Below are 21,204 nucleotides of genomic sequence, written 5' to 3' on the forward strand. Positions count from 1 at the left end.
AATTTAGTACGGATAACCAAAAACACATGATTAAAATTGCATTAAAGCCCTGTTAAAAAGTCATTTATTGCTTTATTAACTGCAGCGGGTTTTTGTGCATGAAGCCAATGTCCTGCACCGTGTATAATTTTTGCTCGTGTATTTTTAAAGCGCTTTGTTATTTCATCGCGGTATTCTGGCAGTATGTAATCAGAATCGTTACCTTTGATAAACAAAGTATCGCACAAACAAGAATTATTTTCATTAACATTGGCTGTGATTGTCGAATATTTTTCATCAAGTACATCTAAATTAAATCGCCATTTGAACTGTCCATCGTCGTTTTTAGCTAAGCTTTTTAGTAAAAACTGCCTAACACCTAGCTCATTAATGTACTCGCTCATAATAGCATCAGCTTGTTTTCTATCAGTAACCTGGCTAGTTGCCACTTTTTTTAGTGCATTAATAATTTGTGTGTGGCGGGCAGGGTAACTCACAGGGGCAATATCAAGTACCACCAGCTTATTTACTTTTTGGCTATGCATTAGCGCCACTTCCATCGCCACTTTACCGCCCATTGAATGGCCAATCAGGTGCGCATTGTTAATATTTAACGCGTTCATTAGCTCAACAATATCTGCGGCCATTGCAGGGTAGTTCATTTCATTACTGTGCGGTGAAGCGCCATGGTTACGCAAATCTACATTCGTTACCCTAAAGTGCTCGCTCAATGGTTTTGCAATAACATTTAGGTTTTCTAAAGAGCCAAATAAACCATGAATGATCACTACATCCGGACCTTCACCGTATTGTTTATAGTTTAATAGCATGACCGCCTCCTAAAATTTTGGCTTAGTTTGCCGAGCATTGCCCTAAAAAGCAAAAGATATAACGGTTAACTGCTCTGCACGCGCCTTTTATGGGGTAACACCGTTTATTTTTACGCCAGTTATGGGCTCTTTGGTGTTACCAGCCTAATGGAGATAATAATATGGGTAGTACTTTTAAAAGCTGTTAATTACTACATTGGGTTTATAAGCAAATAATCAACACACCTTTATTAGCGCGTTTATAGGTTATGTTTGTGCGAGTGCTTGTTGTAACTCGCATTTATATTTGGTTTGGGTATAATCACGGGGAAAGAAAAAATGTGGCCCGTAATGACAGGAACAACATGAAACAAATCGACATAGACGACGAGTTATATCAGTATATTGCTAGCAATACACAAAGTATTGGCGAAAGCGCATCCACTATTTTACGTCGTTTATTAAATCTAAACGGTGATGACAACACTCCCGTTGCTAAGAACAATCAAAACAACCAAACAGCTACTCAAGCCCCACTTGACGACACGCCAGCTACTAACGACAGCCAAGAGCAAGAGGTTGTCACACCCGTGAAGCAAACAAACGCTAATGTATTTAATATTCTAAATAAAGAAGAACTAGCAATGCAAAAAGGGGTGGTAGGCAGGTTTTTATTTATTTTAAGTGCTTTTTATAGAACGCATAAAAAAGAGTTTAGTGCTGTGCTTGATATAAAAGGGCGCGACCGCGTTTACTTTGCAACCAGCAAAGAAGACTTAGTTAATAGCGGCAGTAGTATGAACCCTAAAAACATTACCGACAGTGAGTACTGGGTAATGACAAATTCAAACACGACACGTAAAAAAATGATGCTACACGAGGTTGCGCTGTGCTTAGGTTATTCAGCAGAGCAAGCAGAAGAAATTCGCGATTACTTGTAAGGAAATAAACATGGCTATTCATTCAGGTGCTGGGAAAACTGCGCCACATTCAACTTTAGTTAACGTACCAAAACTGGTATCGGCTTATTACTTAAATGAGCCAGACTTAGAGCAAAACCCAGAGCATTGTGTTGCTTTTGGTACGTCGGGTCACCGTGGTTGCTCTTACGATGTTAAGTTTAACGAATCTCATATTTTAGCCATTACACAAGCTATTTGTGACTACAGAAAGCAAAACGACATTTTTGGTCCGCTTTTTTTAGGTAAAGATACGCATGCATTAAGTGAAGCTGCTTTTAACTCTGCCATAGAAGTATTAGTGGCTAATGAGGTGCAAGTAATTACCCAGCAAAATCACGATTACACGCCAACCCCTGTCATTAGCCATGCTATTGTTTGCCATAACAAATTAAATCCTAACGAATTAGCCGACGGTATTGTGGTAACGCCTTCACATAACCCGCCAGAAGACGGTGGCTTTAAATACAATCCACCTAACGGCGGCCCAGCAGATACCGACGTAACTAAATGGATTGAAGACAGAGCAAATCAATTACTATTAGAAGATTTAGTAGAAGTTGAGCTGTTTCCATTTGCTAAAGCATCGCGTTCAGGGTTTATTAAATACGAAGACCTAATGACGCCATACATTAACGACTTAGAAAGTATCGTTAATTTAAAAGCCGTTAGCGATGCGGGTATTAAAGTAGGTATTGACCCGCTAGGTGGCTCTGGTATTAACTTTTGGCCATTAATAGCGCAAAAATATAATTTAGATTTAACCGTAGTAAACGACAGTGTTGATCCGCGTTTTGCATTTATGCCACTTGATAAAGATGGCAAAATTCGTATGGATTGTTCATCACCTTACTCAATGGCTAATTTAATTAAATTAAAAGACGACTTTGATATTGCTATTGGCAACGACCCAGATTACGACCGCCATGGCATTGTTACCCCAGATGGGTTAATGAATCCTAATCACTTTTTAGCGGTAGCGATTGATTATTTATTAAAACACCGCGACTGGGACAGCAGTGTAGAAATTGGCAAAACGCTGGTTTCTAGCTCAATGATTGACCGCGTAGTAGCTCGTAATGAGCGTAAAGTTAAAGAAGTGCCGGTAGGCTTTAAGTGGTTTGTCGATGGCTTAAACAAAGGCAAGCTTGCCTTTGGTGGCGAAGAAAGTGCTGGTGCTGCGTTTTTACGATTTGATGGCAGCGTATGGTGTACCGACAAAGACGGTTTTATTATGGGGTTACTTGCAGCTGAAATACTCGCAGTAACGGGTAAAACACCATCAGCGCTTTATAAAGAGCTAGAGCAAGAATTTGGCTCTCCACTATATAAGCGTTTAGATGCCCCTGCTAGCAGTGCGCAGAAGTCACGTTTAAAAGCACTTAGTGCAAGCGATGTTAAAGCCGATACATTAGCTGGCGAACCTATTTTACAAAAATTGACTCATGCCCCTGGCAATGATGCGGCCATTGGCGGCTTAAAAGTAGTGACTGAAAACGGCTGGTTTGCAGCGCGTCCTTCTGGTACTGAAGATATTTATAAAATTTATCTTGAGTCTTTCAAAGGTGAAGAGCATTTAGCACTACTAGAAAAAGAAGCGAAGCAATTAGTTGATTCTGTGATCAGCTAACACGGCTTACACTATTTAAAAACGGCTGATTTATTCAGCCGTTTTTGTTTGTATCTCTCACACTATAAAAGGGCTTATCATGTTAGCCAAACCAGATTATTTAAATGAACTAATAAATAGCGGCGACTTTTTAACACTCAGTCGCGACAATGAATGGCATTTAGAGGCAAGTGAATTCACGCTAGTACATGGCACGCGCGTAACTGTTCACGATACAGGTGTTATTGAATTTCAACCTCAGGGTACAACAACAAAAGATGTTGTGCTTTCAAGCGCTGTACACGGTAACGAAACCGCACCTATAGAAATATGTGACGAGCTAATAAAAACCATAATAAAAGGTGAGCTTGCATTAAATCAGCGTGTGCTCTTTATATTTGGTAATCCAAAATCAATAAATATTGGCCTGCGTTTTGTAGAAGAAAACCTAAACCGTTTGTTTAACGGCCACCACACTGTTGAAGGTGTGCCAATGAACGATGAGCGCAAACGCGCAGCAAAACTAGAAGAGTATGTAACTGACTTTTTTACACGAGGTGAGCAAGGCAGTGCACGTTATCATTATGATTTACATACTGCTATACGTGGCTCAAAAAATGAAAAATTCGCTGTGTATCCTTATCTTCATGGTAAACCATGGAAAAAATCACAGTTACAATTTTTACTTAGCTGCGGTGTAAATACCGTATTAATGATGAAATCACCGGCAACCACATTCAGTTACTATTCTTCGTTTGTTCATGGCGCTGATTCATTTACCGTTGAACTGGGTCAAGTTAAACCGTTTGGTGAAAACGACATGGCTCGCTTTGCAAAAACCAAGCAAACGCTAACTGCATTAATTAGCCAAAAAGAAGTCCAATACCCTCAATTTAATGCAAGTGATTTTGAGCTGTTTGCCGTGCATCGCACAATTAATAGAACGCAGCAGGACTTTAGCTTTCCGTTTTCTGATGATGCAGAAAATTTCACAGGGTTTGCTAAAGGTGAGTTGCTAGCAACAGACGGCGATACCCCTTATTATGCCGATGTGGAAGGGGAAGCTATTATTTTTCCAAATGCGCACGTTGCGCTTGGGCAAAGGGCATTGCTTACCGTTATTCCTATGCAAGTAGATAGTAATTTCGTCTAATAAAACTCATCAGACCACTTACCTTAAATATTTAACTGTATGTTTTTATTAGTTTAATAAATGCGTACAGTTAACTTTCCATCTTTTTAATCGTATTTTACTTTTGTTTCGTCTTACACTTGTTGAATAACATCTTACGTTAACGTAAGGTGGTGGCAGCTTTAATTAAATACAGCGCAGATGCTGCAAAGTTTATTCGCAAGCCTCACCCATAATAAAAACTTAAAAGGGGTGCTGTATCACAGACAACAAGAGAAGGTAGGTTATGAGTAATCCAAATAACGTATCGCTGAATATTAACCACGACCTCGAGTTTATAGACGGTCATGCGCTAACTATTCCAACCCTTAGTATTTTAACTGAGGACGGCGACATTCATCCTAGTGCTACCGCACCGACTATTTCTAAACACACAGCGATTAAACTATACGAAACAATGCGTTTTATTCGCCTACTCGATGAGCGGATGCAAGGGGCGCAGCGCCAAGGCCGCGTAAGCTTTTATATGCAATGTTTAGGTGAAGAAGCCGCTGTTACAGCCTCTGCTGCCGCACTTGATCAAGATGACATGATTATGGCGCAATACCGCGAGCAAGCCGCTTTGCATTACCGCGGATTTACGCTTGACCAATTTATGAATCAAATGTTTTCTAATGAGTTAGATTTAGGAAAAGGCCGCCAAATGCCGATTCATTATGGTTCAAAAGAATTAAATTATATGACCATATCATCGCCCCTCGGTACGCAAATTCCTCAAGCTACAGGGTATGCCTACGGGCAAAAAGTAAAACACATTAACGCAAAAACCGGCGAACTTGCAAGCACCATAGATAATGTGACTATTTGTTACTTTGGTGAGGGCGCAGCATCTGAAGGTGACTTTCATGCGGGTTTAAATATGGCTGCGGTACACAAAGCCCCTGTTATATTTTTTGCACGTAATAACGGGTATGCAATATCAACACCTGCAGATGAGCAATTTAAAGGCGATGGTATAGCATCGCGAGGCGTAGGGTATGGCATTAAAACCATACGAGTTGATGGCTCAGATGCATTAGCCGTGTTTGCAGCAACACAAAAGGCCCGCGAAATTGCAGCAACGCAGGGCGAGCCGGTATTAATTGAATCAATAGCGTACAGATTAGGTGCTCACTCAACCTCAGATGATCCAAGTGGTTATCGCTCAAAAGATGAAGAGGCCACGCATAAAGTTTGCCCAATTGATAAATTTAAAAAATGGTTGATCAAACAAGAGTGGTTAAACGAAGAGGACGATGCTAAAGCGAAAGACACTATTCGTGAAGATATTTTAGCCGCCCTTAAACGTGCTGAAAAAGTGCAAAAGCCAGCGCTTGAAGAGCTAATATCAGATGTTTACGATACGCCAATTCCTTCACTTGAGCGCCAATATAACGATTTAAAAGCACATATAAAGCAGCACCCAGATGCGTACCCAATCACAGCAGGGAGAATTAAGTAATGGCTAAAATGAACATGCTACACGCAATTAATTCTGCACTCGATATCACCATGAATGAGCACCCTCAGGCGTGTATTTTTGGTGAAGATGTTGGCTATTTTGGTGGTGTTTTTAGGGCGACCTCAGGTTTGCAAGAAAAGTACGGTAAACACCGCGTATTTAACACACCGCTTACAGAGCAAGGTATTTTAGGTTTTGCCAATGGCTTAGCCGCGTTTGGCGCGCCTGCACTTGCTGAAATACAATTTGCTGATTATATTTTTCCGGCATTTGACCAAATAGTTAATGAGTCTGCCAAGTTTAGATACCGCAGTGGTAATGAATTTAACGTGGGCAATTTAACGATACGAACACCGTATGGTGGCGGTATTGCGGGGGGCTTATATCATTCACAATCGCCAGAGGCATACTTTGCCCATACGCCAGGGTTAAAAATAGTGGTACCGCGTAATCCGTACCAAGCAAAAGGGTTACTACGAGCAAGTATTAAAGACGATAACCCCGTTATTTTCTTCGAGCCTAAACGTTTATACCGCGCTTCTACCGGCGAAGTACCAGAGGATGATTACAGCATTGAGCTGGGTAAAGCCGAAGTAGTACAAGAAGGTACAGATATCACTGTACTTGCGTGGGGCGCGCAAATGGAAATTGTTGAAAACGCAGCAAAACAAGCCAATGAACAAGGCATTAGTTGTGAGCTGATTGACCTTAGAAGCATATTACCTTGGGATGTTGAGACAATTGCTAAGTCGGTCACTAAAACAGGACGTTTAGTGATAAGCCACGAAGCGCCTATTACCAATGGCTTTGGTGCCGAAATTGCGGCGACTATTCAGCAAGAGTGCTTTTTACACCTTGAGTCACCTATTATGCGAGTATGTGGGTTAGATACACCTTACCCATTAGCACTTGAAAAAGAATATGTGCCTGATGCGCTAAAAGTAATGGCCGCAATTAAACGATCAATGGATTTTTAGGGGATACCATGGCTAAAGATTTTATATTACCCGATATTGGTGAAGGCATTGTTGAGTGCGAAGTGGTTGAATGGCTAATACAAGAGGGTGACACAGTAAAAGAAGATCAACCCATTTGTGACGTGATGACCGATAAAGCCCTAGTGCAAATACCGGCTGTGCACGATGGCGTAATCACTAAATTGTATTATCAAAAAGGGGAGATAGCGCAGGTTCATGCACCCTTGTTTGCTATGAATGTAGCCGATGAGCAAAGCCAAAGCGATGAAACACACACAGAGCAAGTGCAAAATACACAAAGCGACAACGCATCGTCAGAGCATTTAGAAGATTTTATTCTTCCAGATATTGGTGAGGGGATTGTTGAGTGTGAAATAGTTGATTGGCTAGTTGCCGAAGGCGATGAAATACAAGAAGATCAGGCTGTGTGTGATGTAATGACCGACAAAGCACTGGTACAAATTCCGGCTAAATACACAGGGACAGTGCAAAAGCTTTACTATCAAAAAGGTGAAATTGCTCAGGTACATAGCCCGTTATTTCAAATGAGCATAGCCGGCAGTACAGCAAAACCAAATGTAGATGTAAACGACGCCGTTGTAAAAGCACAAAGTAAAGCGGCAGATAAATCTATAGCAACGCAGCAAACAACAGCAAATAAAGTTGTTAATAAAAAAGCGGTTGCCTCACCAGCTGTAAGGCGCAAAGCCCGAGAGCTTGATGTTGATTTAACGTGCGTACCGGGCAGTGGTAAAAATGGCCGTATTTATAAACAAGACATAGAAGAATTTATTAAAGGTGAGGTACCTAATACAATAGATACATCACCACTTAGTAGTGCTACTACTCAAAACAGCGTTACTCAAAATAAAGAGCCACAATCGCCACAAACACAAAACGGTGGTATGCGAGCAGAGCCAATTAAAGGCATTAAAGCGGCTATGGCAAAGCAAATGATGGCCTCGGTCTCTACAATCCCTCACTTTACCTTTAGTGACGAGATAGACTTAACGCAATTAATTGCCCTGCGAGCGAGTTTAAAAGAGCAATATAAAGCGCAAGGTGTAAAGCTCACTATGATGCCATTTTTTATCAAAGCGTTATCGCTTGCGATGAAAGAGTACCCAGTGCTTAATTCTAAAGTAAATGATGATTGCACTGAGCTTACCTACTTTGACGATCATAATATTGGGGTAGCAGTGGATTCAAAAGTGGGTTTGCTAGTGCCTAATATTAAATCGTGCCAATCTAAGAGTATTGTTGAAGTTGCAAACAGTTTAACAAGCTTAACTGATGCAGCACGCGAGGGGCGCGTAGCACCAGATGACTTAAAAGGGGGCACCATTAGCATTTCAAATATTGGGGCAATTGGCGGCACTATTGCGACCCCGATTATTAATAAGCCAGAAGTTGCTATTGTAGCATTAGGGAAGTTACAACACTTACCGCGCTTTGATGAAAGCGGCCAAGTTGTTAGCAAAGCTATTATGCAAGTGAGTTGGTCAGGCGATCACCGTGTTATTGATGGCGGTACAATTGCTCGCTTTAATAATTTGTGGAAATCGTATTTAGAAAACCCATCGGCGATGATGATGGCAATGAGTTAAAAATTAAACTGACAAAAAAACCAGCAATTTGCTGGTTTTTTGTTTTAAAGCGCGGTGTTTTTAATTAAGATACAAATGTTACTAAAAGGTAATAAAACAAACCCGCTAGGGAATATAAAAACTAACACTAAGGAATTGTAATGGAACATTATATGAACGCGCTGCGTAGCTACGCAGATTTTTCAGGACGTAATCGCCGTAAAGCATTTTGGATGTTTTACTTAATAAATTTATTAATCAGCATAGTACTAGGTGTTGTTGATGAGCTTATGGGTGTAGCTGTAATTGGTACTATCTATAGCTTGGCACTGTTAATTCCTCAATTGAGCGCTGGTGCACGCCGTTTACACGATACTGGCCGCTCTGGCTGGTGGCAGCTACTTTGGTTAGTGCCAATCATTGGCTGGATTGTTATAATTGTATTCCTTGCGCAAGACTCACATGAAGGTGAGAACGATTATGGCCCAAATCCAAAAGAGTTAGCGGCTGAACCTGTTTCTGTATAAATAATACGCTAACATTAAAAAAGCTCAGCAATTGCTGAGCTTTTTTGTACTTATGATTTTTTAAACTGTTAACTTAAAAAGTAAAGCCCGTAACCAACAACTAAAGCAGGTATAGAGGTATACAAGGTAGCAATTACAGCCGCTTTTGGCGCCATTGCAATAGCAGGAAACAACGCATCGCCATCATTTGAAATCGCATTAGCAGCTAATGCACTAAAAGGAATAATGCCCTGTATATAAAGCGTGGTTACAATTATTTGTGGCCCACAGCCAGGTAAAAAACCAATGACGACTGCAATTAACGGTGCTAAATAGGCGTAGTGCATAAACCAGGTTTTTAAATCAAGGCCTACCACACTGACTAATATTTCAAACAGCATGAACGAAGCCACCACCCAAGCAGTTACAAAATGGGTATCTTGTAATACTTTTATAAGCTTTGAAGGCGGATTACATTCATCGTCTTCAGAGGTTACTTCTTTATAGCTTTCGCCTTTAGAAGAGTAGGCCCAGATAACAACCGTAAACAGTGCCATTGCTGCACCAAATAAGCTAATACCGGTGCTGGTATATTGACCAAATTGATTAAAGTCCACATTAAATGCAATTAAAAACGCAATGATTAAACTTGGAATAATGGCAAACATCCACACAGGTTTGCTAATTTTTATTATTTTAGTGGGCAAAACTTTTACTTGGTGTTTTTGCTCTTGTGCGCTGGGACGTAAAAAATCAGGTTTGTGAATTGCATTAACTATTAATCCACACAGTGTGCCTACCACTAAACCTATCGCCATTATTGTTAAACCTTCAGTGGGGCGCGTAGCAAGCAGTAAAAAAGCAGCATCGCCCATCGTGGCGGTAAGTACAGCAACAATAGCCCCAAAGCTTGCTTGGCCTTTAGTGTATTGAGTAACCACAATAATTGCACCACCACAGCCGGGTAAAGCGCCAAGAACGGATGCAAACAGCACTTCAAGTGACTTAGATTTAGCGCTTAAGTAGCTCATTTCTAATTGAGGGATATGTTCTATTGCGTAGTAGTAAATATGTAACGTAGCCGCTACAAATACACTAACCTGAAAAAACGCATCACTGAGAGCAGTAATGGTTATTTCGCGAAGACTAGGAACAGCTAAACATACCAATAAAAAAAGTGGTAGGAGTAAGCGTTTATTTTGGCTAACAAACCGTTTGGAAGCTGGCGTAATAAATCCTATTTGAGAGAGTAAAATCATAAGTGTGCCCCAGTTTTAGTTTAACTAGGACACACTGTATACAGCTTGCAAATGATAATCAATATCATTTGCATCTATTTAAATCGATAGCTCAGTTTGAGTTTTTCGATGGTAAATAACCTACGCTCAGGCGCTCAGGCGAATTATATTATTTGCGTTGAAACTCTGAGTTTTCGTACCATGCTGGCCATTGTGCTTGCTCAGAAATATCAAAGCCTACTTTATAAAACAATTGTAAGTCTTGCACCGCACCCGATAAATCCCACTCATCGCGGTATCTGTCACAGGGTTGATGGTAACAACCTCGTAGCACTAAGCTCATACGTTTACGATAATTTGCTGTATCCTCATCAGCGGCAACAGTTCCGCCGCCTGCATACATAGCTGGAATGCCCATGTTTGCAAATGCAAAGTGATCAGAGCGGTAATAACCACCCGATGATGGTTTAGGGTCGCCCGCTATTGTTCTACCTTGCTCTTTTGCTGCTTTGGCTAGTAGGTCGTCCATTTGCGACTTACCTAAACCTACTACGTTCATGTCTTTTACTTTACCTAATAAGTTTAGGCTATCCATGTTTATATTGGCGACTGTTTTATCAGCAGCAATAACAGGGTTAGAAGCGTAGTATTTAGATCCAAGTAAGCCTTGCTCTTCAGCCGTAACAGCTAAAAATGTCATTGAGCGAGTAGGGTGCTTTGGCAACTTAGTAAATGCCTCTGCAACCTCAATTAGCCCCGCAGTGCCTGTGGCGTTATCGTGTGCCCCATTATAAACTTGGTCGCCCTTACGGGTTGTATCTGTACCTAGGTGATCCCAATGCGCTGAATAAATAACATGTTCATCCGCTTTTTCGCTACCCGGCAACGTGGCAATAAAGTTATACGATACCGATTTTTTAATTGTATTTTTAACATTAACCGATGCAGTTAAATCGCCCATGTCAACGTTATACGCACCTTTAGCTGCATTGGCTTTTGCAGTCTCAAAATCAAGACCCGCTTTAGCAAATAACTCTTTTGCTACATCAGTGGTCACCCAGCCTTCAACCGCAACGCGGTCCATATTGTTGTTCTCTTTTTGAAAACCAAACTGCTCACCGCTCCATGAGTTTTCAACCACTGACCACGGGTATGATGCAGGGGCGGTTTCGTGAATGATGATAGCACCGGCTGCTCCTTGACGACTCGCTTCTTCATATTTATAAGTCCAGCGGCCATAGTAGGTCATTGCATCGCCGGTAAATAACGCAGGATCTTTTGTAGCAAAACCCGGATCGTTAACAAGCATTACAACAGTTTTGCCTTTTACGTCTAGGCCTTCGTAATCGTTCCAGTTATATTCAGGGGCATTTACACCGTAACCTACGAATACAAGCTCTGAATTTTCAATCCCTTCTTGTGCGCTAATGCGGCTACTGCCCATAACCATGTCTTTTTTGTATTGATAATCTTTACCACCAATACTTAATACCATATTTGAATCAGCTTCTAATGAAACAAGCGGCACTTCTTGTAAAAAACTATCACCATTACCGGGTTCAAACCCTAATGCTTTAAATTGTGTAGTTAAGTAATCTAGGGTTAGTTTTTCACCTTCAGATGAAGGCGCTCTACCGCCAAATTCATCAGAGGCAAGTACTTTAATGTGCGCTGCAAGTTCATCTGCTTTAATACTGTTGTAACCATTTGTTACATCGGTAGGTGTAATACTTGTTGTTGCACAGCCAGCTAACACAGCGCCAGCAATCAGTGTGAGAGAGAAATATCGTTTCATAGTAGCTCTATTCTTGTTCTAAGATGTGATTAGTATATTAACTTCTATTAATTAGAACCAGTTTTTGCGGTAAACTGCCCGCAAATTAACAGCATAAATTGTTAAAGGTATAAATGAAGCGCTTTACTCCGCCCGAGCAATGGCAAGTTAGTAGTTTGAAAAGCGGTGCGTTTGAGCACTTACGAACACTGTTTAATATTGATAAACAGACTGATTGGCCAACCCCCGATTGGTTCACTGTGTATTTGAATGCCATTAATGCTAATAACCTCCCCATAACGTTTGAAGACGATGCAAACGTTGATTTTGGTGAGCGCTATTATGAGCAAGTCATTTTTGAAACTGGCGTAGTGCCAACACGCAGTAAAAATTGGCACGACTTATTTGGTGGCTTTATTTGGTGTTTGTTTCCAAAAACCAAGGCGCTTATTAATCAGCGCCACGTACAAGAAATAGCGCAACATGGCTTAAAGCAACGTACTAAACATCGTAATGCACTCACATTATTTGACGAGTGCGGCGTGGTGCTTGCCATTAGTGATACTAAGTGGCAAACGCTTTTAACAGACCACCAATGGAAAACTGCATTTATAACTCACCGAGAAGAGTGGGGCAAAACAATACAACCTTTTATGTTTGGCCACGCTAATTATGAAATGCTCACAAAGCCCTATATTGGTTTAACGGGTAAAGCGTTATTTGTAAATGTACCGGATGAAATATTTTGTAAAGATTTAGTTACTCAATATCAGTACCTAGACCAAGTACTTTATGAGAAGATAAAAATAGAGCATTGCTTAGCCGATAACAAACAGCTTTCTCCATTGCCATTATTAGGTGTACCAGGGTGGCATGACGCAAATGAGAATGAATCGTTCTATGATAATACCGACTACTTTAGAGCTAAACGAAGGATACGAAAATGATAGAAGTCGCAGGGCTTAAAAAAAAGTTTAAGTTAACCAAGGATCATAAAAAAAATAAAGTTGATGATATAGACCCGCGTGAAGATAAAGATTTTTTTCATTCTGTAAGAGATGTCAGCTTTCAATGTGCAAAAGGTGAAGTGTTAGGGTTACTAGGCCCTAATGGCGCGGGTAAAACTACTACATTGCGTATGCTCTCAACTGCACTTAAGCCCGATGAAGGCACAATAACTATTGCCGGCAACGACATAATTAAAAAGCCGTTAGTAGGGCGCAAGTCTATTGGTTTTTTATCCGGTTCAACTGGTTTGTATGGTCGCCTGACCGTTAAAGAAAATATTGAATACTTTGCAAAGCTTCATGGAATGAACAAAGAGCAAATAGCGGCTCGTTGTGAAGAACTTTTTACTTTGCTCGACATGCATAAATTTATTGATAAACGTGCAGAAAACCTATCTACCGGCATGAAGCAAAAAGCTAATATTGCCCGCGCTGTGGTACATCACCCAGAAGTGGTGGTACTCGATGAGCCAACAACAGGCCTTGATATCATGACCACACAAACGGTTATAAACTTTATTAAAGGCTTAAAGGCGCAAGGCACGCCTGTTATTTTTTCAACGCACCATTTAGATGAAGTCGCCCTTTTATGTGACCGTGTTGCGGTAATTAATGAAGGCGTAAGCTGCTTTGATGGCACGCTTGCTGAATTCAAACAGGCAGGTAATAGTGAAGAGCTAAACCAAGCGTTTATGAACATATTAACGGAGAAACACGATGTTTGAAGTTTTTAAAAAGGAATTAACAGAACTCCTACGCGATAAAAAAACCTTGTTGTTTGTAGTCGCTCTACCCGTTGCGGTGTTTCCCTTATTATTTGCCGTTATGGCGTTTATTAGCTCTCAAGCGGCACTCGATGCTGAACAAAAGGTACATACCTACGCCATTATTAATGGCGACTACGCGCCAGAGTTTACCGAAAAAGTGTTTTATCATAAAAGCTTTGAACTTTATAAAGGTGCTAAAACCTTTAATAGCATTGAAGAGCTAAAAGAAGGGGTAATCGCAGGTGATATAGACATGGGTATATATTTACCCACTAACGCTAAACAAGCCTTAAATGATGCCCAGCAAAGTAAGTGGGAAGTGGTATTTAATGATGCTAAATCTATCAACTTTTTATTTCAGCGTGTAAAAGAGCTCGCCAAAGAATATAGCGATGCATTACAAACAGAAAAATTAATCAGTTTTGGTATTGAAAAAGAAGCCCATTTAGCACTTTTAACCCCTATTGAAGTAGTAAAGGTTGATACCGCCGATAAACGTGAAAACTTAGGTGAAAAACTAGGAGGCTTTTTGCCCTACCTACTTATTCCCATAGTTCTTATGGGCGCTACGTACCCAGCAATAGATTTAGGTGCAGGTGAAAAAGAGCGCGGTACATTAGAAACCTTATTGCTTACACCTATTACGCGTACAGAGCTTGTACTAGGCAAATTTATAACCTTACTGACAACCTCAATTGCATCAACAACTATAACTGTACTCAGTATGGGCGGGTGGATAGCCGTAGCCCTTGCATTTGCAGACCTTGAAGTAATTAAAACAGCATTTAGCTCATTAGCGGTAAGCGATTTATTAATGATTTTTGTATTGTTATTACCTATTGCCGCGATATTCTCAGCATTGGCGTTAGCAATATCTATTTATGCTCGTACATTTAAAGAAGCGCAAAACTACATGGCACCATTAAGTATGGGGGTGTTTTTTCCCATCATTGTATCCATTATGCCTAATGTAGAGCTAACAGCTAAAACTGCTTTTATTCCTGTTACTAATGTAGCTCTCGCAATTAAAGAAATTGTTAAAGGCACGGTAGATTACACCCTTGTAGGCTTAATATTTTTAGCAACAGCTATTATAGCCGGCGCGTTACTTGCCTTTTGTGTTAAGTGGTTTAACCGCGAAGACGTATTATTTAGATAGTTTAAGGTTTTATAAACGGGCAGGGTATTGCCTTGCTCGTTTACTTTTACTACCCATTAACTGTTATCGCTTATAATTTTTTTATTTGCCGTCTATATTAATTTGTACGTTTTTTAGAGTGGTATTCATCTTAAATTAACACTGCTTTTTAATAGTAATACTAAGTGATTGGTTTAGAGTATTTGTTCAAACTTTAATTACACTTTTTTAAGTAACTAATTATTTTTACTTCTATTTTTTATCAAATAATCCTCTATAATCTAACCTAGAAAATAGTGAGGAGTGAGGGTTCAATGCTAAAAAGGAATGTATTTATAACAGCAGCAAAAGGTAATAAATTATTACTGGTTGCCATTATTGTTTTTTTAGTTATTGCATTGCCTTCGGTGTATGTGTTTGAAAAAAAAGTGCGCGCAGAGATATATAACGATGCACGTAGTGAACTCAACCGTGAGCTTGAAACAAAAGCCGCGTCTTTAAAAAATCATTTAAACGACAGTATTACCGCTATTCGCTTTTTAAACGCCACTCCACCTATTCAAGGTATATCTAGAGCGACCGACAACCAATTAATTGACCCACTATTACAAACCCCAATTGCTGTATGGCAAGACCGCCTTGCTGATATTTTTAGCGGGTTTATGCAAACCGACGATTCTATTTTGCAAGCACGTTACATTATGCTTGCTGAAAATGGCCAAGAGATAGTACGTGTAGACCGCTTTTTAGGTGACATAATTAGGCTAGAGGGCGCACAACTGCAAAAAAAAGGCGGGCGAGACTACGTACTTAAAGCCAGCATGCTTGATGAAAAAAGCGTGTATATATCGCCTATTAACTACAACCGCGAAAACGGTGAAATACAAAAACCCTTTGTGAGTACATACCGCGTAGCTAAGCCTGTTTTTGATCATTTAAAGCAAGTGTTTGCAATTTTAGTGACAAACTACTCCGCAGATAAGTTATTTGAAAGTTTAACGTTTGAACTTCCACCTGGGATTAATATTTATTTGCTTAATAATGAAAGCGAATTTTTATACCACCCAAATCCAGATTTACGGTTTGGCTTTGAATTTAACCAAGCCAAAACCTGGAGCGATGAATTTAGCCCCACACAAAACATGAACTCTCACGAAACCTTGTTAATAGGTGATGCGCCAAAACAGTACTTTTTAAATAAACGAGTAAGTTTTGAAGGCGATATTGCCATGCTGCCGTTAGAGATGGCCGTTTCTATTGATTCTGAAACCTTGTTGGAACGCGTTGCAAAAAGGCGCGAAAGTTTTATTGCCATCACCGCCACATTTTTTACTATATTTATAATTATAACGCTGTTATATCAGCGTTATATTAATCGCAAGCTGCTTATACACTCTTTAACAGAGCAAAATAATAAAGTGATTGAAAATTCACTCGACGCTATTTTTACCATAGACAGTGATGAAACTATTATTCACTGTAATCAAACGGCTAAAAAAGTTTTTGCAAGTAGGCTAGGTAATGACAACACCCGCTTTAGTAACTTATTTACCCTTGCAGATGAAGATAAAAACTGCATTAGTGAAACCATAGAGCATGGCTCTAAAATGCCATTTGAAGCGGTTTATACTGGTGATGATGGCAATAAAGAATACTATTCAATCACGCTGACCAGCGTATTTGATGTATTTAGCAACCGTTATCAGGTTGCTGCTATTTTGCGTAATATCAGCTCGTTAAAGCAAACTCAATCACAGTTACAGGGTTTAAATAGCACGTTAGAGTTAAAGGTATCTCAGCGTACTGTTGAACTTGAGCGAGCGATTGACCAAGCCCTTGCCGCAAGCCAAGCAAAAAGTGACTTTGTAGCCAATATTTCCCACGAAATACGCACACCCATGAACGGTGTTTTAGGCATGCTTGAAATGCTAAAAGAAGACAGCCTCACTGAGCAACAGCAACACTATTTAAAATTAGCTAATAGCAGTGCGCACTCGTTAATGAATTTAATTAACGATATTTTAGATTTTTCTAAAATTGAAGCGGGTAAACTAGATATTGATAATCACTCGTTTGATGTTATCTCTGTCTGTAGCGATATGATTAATTCAATTGCGTTGCAGGGCCAACGTAAAGGGCTAGAGGTCTTTTTAAATACCCAAAACGTGGTTGATAGAATGGTTATTGGTGATAGCCATCGCCTTAAGCAAATTTTAATTAATTTAATAAATAATGCGTTTAAGTTCACGCATAAAGGCGAAGTAAGTTTAACCTTAAACTCTAAATACATTACCGACAGTAAAATTTTAATGAGCTTTATAATTAAAGACACCGGTATTGGTATTGCCCCTGAAAACATCGATAAACTGTTCGATGTGTTTACCCAAGAAGATTCAAGCACAACGCGCCATTTTGGTGGCACCGGTTTAGGGTTATCTATATGTAAAAAACTGGCGCAATTAATGGGCGGTAATATCACCGTTAGCAGTGAAAAGGGCGTAGGCAGCACCTTTGTTGCAACGGTAGAGCTACATGTGGCGCAACAGCAAAAACTTAATGCTGGCATTGAGCTTTCAAAAGAGGTCAGTGTGGCGGCGCTTATTGCCCGCGATAACGTATTTAAAAATGTATGCGGGTTATTAACTCAAACCTGTAAAATTCAGCCAAGCCATATTACAAGGCTCGACTACTTTAGTGAACACAGCGAATTTGATGCCGATTTACTGATTATTGATGACGAACACCCGCAAGTTAATGCGCTAATAAGCTACTGCGAAAAGGCAGATAAAAAATACGTGCTTATATTGCGAGACATGGTGGTTAATAAGCAATTTAAAAAGGTGTTTCCTGAGCATAGCCACATTTTGCACAAACCACTTACGCAAGATCAATTTACCTATAAGCTAGGCAGTATTTTTGGTGCTAATAATGAGTTTGTTTTAACCGCGCCTAAACAAGCAAACGATGTAGAGCCAGAGCCTGAGTTGTCTAAGTATCATGTATTATTGGTAGACGACAACATGATCAACATTGAGGTAGCGAAGGCTATTTTAAAACGCACAGGGATAAAAATTACCTGTGCAAGTGATGGTATAGAAGCACTCTCTGCCCTTAAATTTAATCAAGAGCAACCGTTTGACTTAATTTTAATGGATTGCCAAATGCCTAACCTAGATGGCTACGATACCACCAGCGAGATAAGAAATGCTAAAGCTGGGGTTGAGTATATTAGCATTCCAATTATTGCCATGACCGCAAGTGCAATGGAAGGCGATAGAGAGCGTTGCATTACCGCCGGCATGAATGATTATATAACCAAGCCAATAAAGCCTAAAACGCTTAAAAATAGGCTGCTAACCTGGTTAAACTAAATGAGCTAAGTCAGCAGTTACGCTGCTGACTTACTCGGTTTGGTATCAGTTTGAATAGGTTTAACTAAGCTGGTTACATCGGCTGTATCAAGTACTTTTTGCGTATCAGACCAATGCAACAGCTCTATTTTACCGTTTGGTTGCTCAACTAATGCGGTACAGCTTTCAATCCAATCACCATCATTACAATACACTATGCCATCTACTACTTTAATTTTAGGGTGATGGATGTGTCCGCAAATAATGCCATCGACCTTTTGTTTTTTTGCCTCATGTATAGCGGCATCTTCAAAAGCCGCAATGGCTTCCCGGGCTTTATGTACGCGTGCTTTTATCCACGCAGCAAGCGAATAGTAGTTACCGCCAAACACTTTACGAACTCGGTTAGTCCATCGATTTAAAAACAGCAGTAAGTCGTAACCTGCATCGCCTGCAATACTTATGAGCTTGTTGTAGCGGGTTGCCGAGTCAAAGTCATCACCGTGGATCAGTAAAAAGCGTTTATTGGCTTTAGTGGTATGAATAAACTGCTGGTGGACCTCTACACCAAATAAAGTTTGATTTATGTAGTGGCGAAAGGTCTCGTCGTGGTTACCAGGTATATATATTACACGGGTGCCATCAAGTGCTTTTTGTTGTATACAACTAAGCACTTGGTAATGAGATGGGTGCCAATAAAAACTGCGCTTCATCGACCACAGATCAACAATATCACCCACTAAATAAAGCGTATCGCATTCAATTGAATTTAAAAAATCTAATAAATAGTCGGCTCTACAGTCTTTATACCCTAAATGTACATCCGATATCCAAACGGCTGGATAATGTTGTTTTTTACGCTGTTGATTGTTTGTCATGCCCGTCATCCATAGTGTAATAATTAAACACTGTAGATAAATCTAATGACACTTATGAGACACTTTAGCGAAGCCTCCATGACAATTTAAATCAAACCAGCTAATTAAAGTTTATTGTTATGGAAAGGAGATTAGGTGAGCGGTTTTATACATTATCATTAAACGCGCATAAAAAAGGCCGCATGTTTAAATGCGGCCTTATAGTTTGTTTTAAGCGTGGGTGTTGTTAACCTTTAACAGCCGCTTTAATAGTCTCTATTGCGGTGTCTAAATCAACCATTAACTTTTCACCGGTGCGGCGATTTTTAAGCTCAACTTTATTTTCATCAAGGTTACGCTCACCAATCACTAAAGTATAAGGTACACCCATTAATTCCATGTCGTTAAACATAACGCCAGGGCGCTCTTTACGATCATCAAATAAAACATCTAGGCCTGCATCTTTTAAACCTTGGTATAGATTATTAGCAATATCAGGAATACGATGCGACTTATGCATGTTCATTGGCACAATAGCTAAATCAAATGGGGCAATAGATTGAGGCCAAATAATACCGTAATCATCATTATTTTGCTCAATAGCCGCTGCCACAATGCGCGAAACACCAATACCGTAACAACCCATAGTCATTACTTGGTTTTTACCCGACTCGCTCAGTACGCCTGCTTTCATGGCTTCTGAGTACTTAGTACCAAGTTGGAAAATATGACCAACTTCAATACCGCGTTTAATTTGTAAAGTGCCTTGTCCACACGGGCTCGGATCGCCTTCAACAATGTTACGAATATCAGCAACTTGATATTCTTTAACATCGCGATCCCAGTTAATTCCGCTAAAGTGCTCGTCATCTTTATTAGCACCGGCAACAAAATCTGCCATTACATTAGCGGTTCTGTCTACAATAATTGGCATTGTTAAACCCACAGGGCCAAGTGAGCCTGGCTTTGCACCAATTGCTGCAACAATGTCAGCCTCAGTGGCCATTTCAAGTGGAGAGTCTACAAGTGGGTGCTTTTCAGCCTTTAATTCGTTTAACTCGTGATCGCCACGTAGTACAAGCGCAACTAAACCACGTTGTTCGTTTTCATCAGGCGTACCGTACACAATTAATGTTTTAACGCCGCGGTGTGGTTTAACGCCGTAGTGCTTTTTAAGCTCGCTAATTGTTTTAGCATCTGGTGTAGGAAACGCTTTAAGCTCTTTAGATGGCTCAGGACGACTTTGAGTTGGAGCTAACGCTTCTGCTTTTTCGATGTTAGCTGCATAATCGCTTGCATCACTAAAGGCAATCGCGTCTTCACCTGATTCAGCAAGTACATGAAACTCATGTGATAAGCTACCACCAATAGAGCCTGTATCAGCAAGTACAGGGCGGTATTCTAAGTTTAAGCGTTCAAAAATATTACAGTACGCTTTGTGCATTACTTTATATGTGGCATCTAAACACGCTTCACTTAAATGAAATGAATACGCGTCTTTCATCGTAAATTCACGTGCACGCATTACACCAAAGCGTGGGCGTCTTTCATCGCGCACTTTAGTTTGTACTTGGTACAAAGTAACAGGCAGTTGTTTATAGCTGCTAATCTCTTTACGAACAAAATCTGTAATTACTTCTTCATGAGTAGGACCTAGCGCAAACTCACGGTTATGGCGGTCGTTAAAGCGAACAAGTTCAGGACCAAATTGCTCCCAACGGCCAGACTCTTGCCATAAATCAGCAGGTTGAATAACCGGCATCAACATTTCTATTGCGCCTGCTTTATCCATTTCTTCACGAACAATATTTTCTACTTTACGAAGCACGCGTAAACCAGAGGGTAACCATGTATATAAACCCGAAGCGACGCGACGGATCATACCTGCTCTAAGCATTAATTGATGCGAAACAATTTCAGCATCTGATGGCGTTTCTTTAAGTGTTGCGAGTATATATTGACTGGTACGCATGATTTTTCCGAAATTAAGTAATATGTTCTTTTTAATAGGGCGC

At 40.1% G+C, this 21,204-nt stretch carries 16 protein-coding genes; 11 read left to right on the forward strand and 5 right to left on the reverse strand.

The features are described 5' to 3' along the window. Positions 1-41: 41 nt before the first annotated feature. Positions 42-809 (reverse strand): alpha/beta fold hydrolase, encoded by a 768-nt coding sequence (locus tag PSH41_RS03660; protein ID WP_054982560.1) that lies wholly within the window; start codon positions 807-809, stop codon positions 42-44. Positions 810-1,153: 344 nt separating this feature from the next. Between PSH41_RS03660 and seqA the strand changes: the two genes are divergently transcribed. The 7 genes from seqA (at position 1,154) to PSH41_RS03695 (ending at position 9,079) form a co-directional block, all read left to right on the forward strand. Continuing rightward, positions 1,154-1,729 (forward strand): replication initiation negative regulator SeqA, encoded by a 576-nt coding sequence (gene seqA, locus PSH41_RS03665; protein ID WP_024033550.1) that lies wholly within the window; start codon positions 1,154-1,156, stop codon positions 1,727-1,729. Positions 1,730-1,739: 10 nt separating this feature from the next. Then, positions 1,740-3,377 carry a phosphoglucomutase (alpha-D-glucose-1,6-bisphosphate-dependent) gene (pgm, locus tag PSH41_RS03670; RefSeq protein WP_264389456.1) on the forward strand — a complete coding sequence of 546 codons (1,638 nt, stop codon included), beginning with the start codon at positions 1,740-1,742 and terminating at the stop codon, positions 3,375-3,377. A 79-nt stretch (positions 3,378-3,456) separates the two neighbouring features. After that, on the forward strand, positions 3,457-4,509 hold the full coding sequence (gene astE / locus PSH41_RS03675; RefSeq protein ID WP_264389457.1) for a succinylglutamate desuccinylase: 1,053 nt from the start codon (positions 3,457-3,459) through the stop codon (positions 4,507-4,509). A 265-nt stretch (positions 4,510-4,774) separates the two neighbouring features. Beyond that, positions 4,775-5,989: a thiamine pyrophosphate-dependent dehydrogenase E1 component subunit alpha gene (locus tag PSH41_RS03680; RefSeq protein WP_273588307.1), complete on the forward strand. Its 1,215-nt coding sequence runs from the start codon at positions 4,775-4,777 to the stop codon at positions 5,987-5,989. Then, entirely contained in the window at positions 5,989-6,966 is a 978-nt protein-coding gene (locus PSH41_RS03685) for an alpha-ketoacid dehydrogenase subunit beta (RefSeq protein ID WP_273588306.1), read from the forward strand. The genes PSH41_RS03680 and PSH41_RS03685 overlap by 1 nt, the downstream gene beginning before the upstream one ends. An 8-nt stretch (positions 6,967-6,974) precedes the next feature. After that, entirely contained in the window at positions 6,975-8,573 is a 1,599-nt protein-coding gene (locus PSH41_RS03690) for a dihydrolipoyllysine-residue acetyltransferase (RefSeq protein WP_273588304.1), read from the forward strand. A 140-nt stretch (positions 8,574-8,713) separates the two neighbouring features. Then, positions 8,714-9,079 (forward strand): DUF805 domain-containing protein, encoded by a 366-nt coding sequence (locus tag PSH41_RS03695; RefSeq protein WP_054982556.1) that lies wholly within the window; start codon positions 8,714-8,716, stop codon positions 9,077-9,079. Positions 9,080-9,147: 68 nt separating this feature from the next. On the opposite strand, the gene PSH41_RS03700 is transcribed toward PSH41_RS03695, so the two are convergent. Continuing rightward, positions 9,148-10,317, reverse strand: coding sequence for a putative manganese transporter (locus PSH41_RS03700; RefSeq protein WP_273588302.1), 1,170 nt, complete (start codon positions 10,315-10,317; stop codon positions 9,148-9,150). A gap of 148 nt (positions 10,318-10,465) precedes the next feature. Continuing rightward, a complete protein-coding gene (locus tag PSH41_RS03705) occupies positions 10,466-12,091 on the reverse strand; it encodes a M28 family metallopeptidase (protein ID WP_273588300.1) in 1,626 nt (541 codons plus the stop codon). A 113-nt stretch (positions 12,092-12,204) separates the two neighbouring features. Between PSH41_RS03705 and PSH41_RS03710 the strand changes: the two genes are divergently transcribed. The 4 genes from PSH41_RS03710 (at position 12,205) to PSH41_RS03725 (ending at position 18,353) form a co-directional block, all read left to right on the forward strand. Beyond that, positions 12,205-13,017: a DUF3025 domain-containing protein gene (locus PSH41_RS03710; protein WP_054982553.1), complete on the forward strand. Its 813-nt coding sequence runs from the start codon at positions 12,205-12,207 to the stop codon at positions 13,015-13,017. Continuing rightward, positions 13,014-13,802 (forward strand): ABC transporter ATP-binding protein, encoded by a 789-nt coding sequence (locus tag PSH41_RS03715; protein ID WP_024033559.1) that lies wholly within the window; start codon positions 13,014-13,016, stop codon positions 13,800-13,802. Before PSH41_RS03710 ends, PSH41_RS03715 begins: the two co-directional genes overlap by 4 nt. Then, positions 13,795-15,003, forward strand: coding sequence for an ABC transporter permease (locus PSH41_RS03720; RefSeq protein WP_024033560.1), 1,209 nt, complete (start codon positions 13,795-13,797; stop codon positions 15,001-15,003). Before PSH41_RS03715 ends, PSH41_RS03720 begins: the two co-directional genes overlap by 8 nt. A 293-nt stretch (positions 15,004-15,296) precedes the next feature. After that, positions 15,297-18,353 (forward strand): ATP-binding protein, encoded by a 3,057-nt coding sequence (locus PSH41_RS03725; RefSeq protein ID WP_273588297.1) that lies wholly within the window; start codon positions 15,297-15,299, stop codon positions 18,351-18,353. Between the two features lie 17 nt (positions 18,354-18,370). On the opposite strand, the gene PSH41_RS03730 is transcribed toward PSH41_RS03725, so the two are convergent. Then, positions 18,371-19,210, reverse strand: a complete 840-nt coding sequence (locus PSH41_RS03730; protein WP_029773612.1) for a UDP-2,3-diacylglucosamine diphosphatase — start codon at positions 19,208-19,210, stop codon at positions 18,371-18,373. A 226-nt stretch (positions 19,211-19,436) separates the two neighbouring features. Then, a complete protein-coding gene (locus PSH41_RS03735; protein ID WP_054982550.1) occupies positions 19,437-21,161 on the reverse strand; it encodes a proline--tRNA ligase in 1,725 nt (574 codons plus the stop codon). Between the last annotated feature and the right edge of the window lie 43 nt (positions 21,162-21,204).

The sequence above is a fragment of the Pseudoalteromonas sp. CST2 genome, assembly GCF_028599385.1.
Classification (GTDB): Bacteria; Pseudomonadota; Gammaproteobacteria; order Enterobacterales; family Alteromonadaceae; genus Pseudoalteromonas; species Pseudoalteromonas atlantica.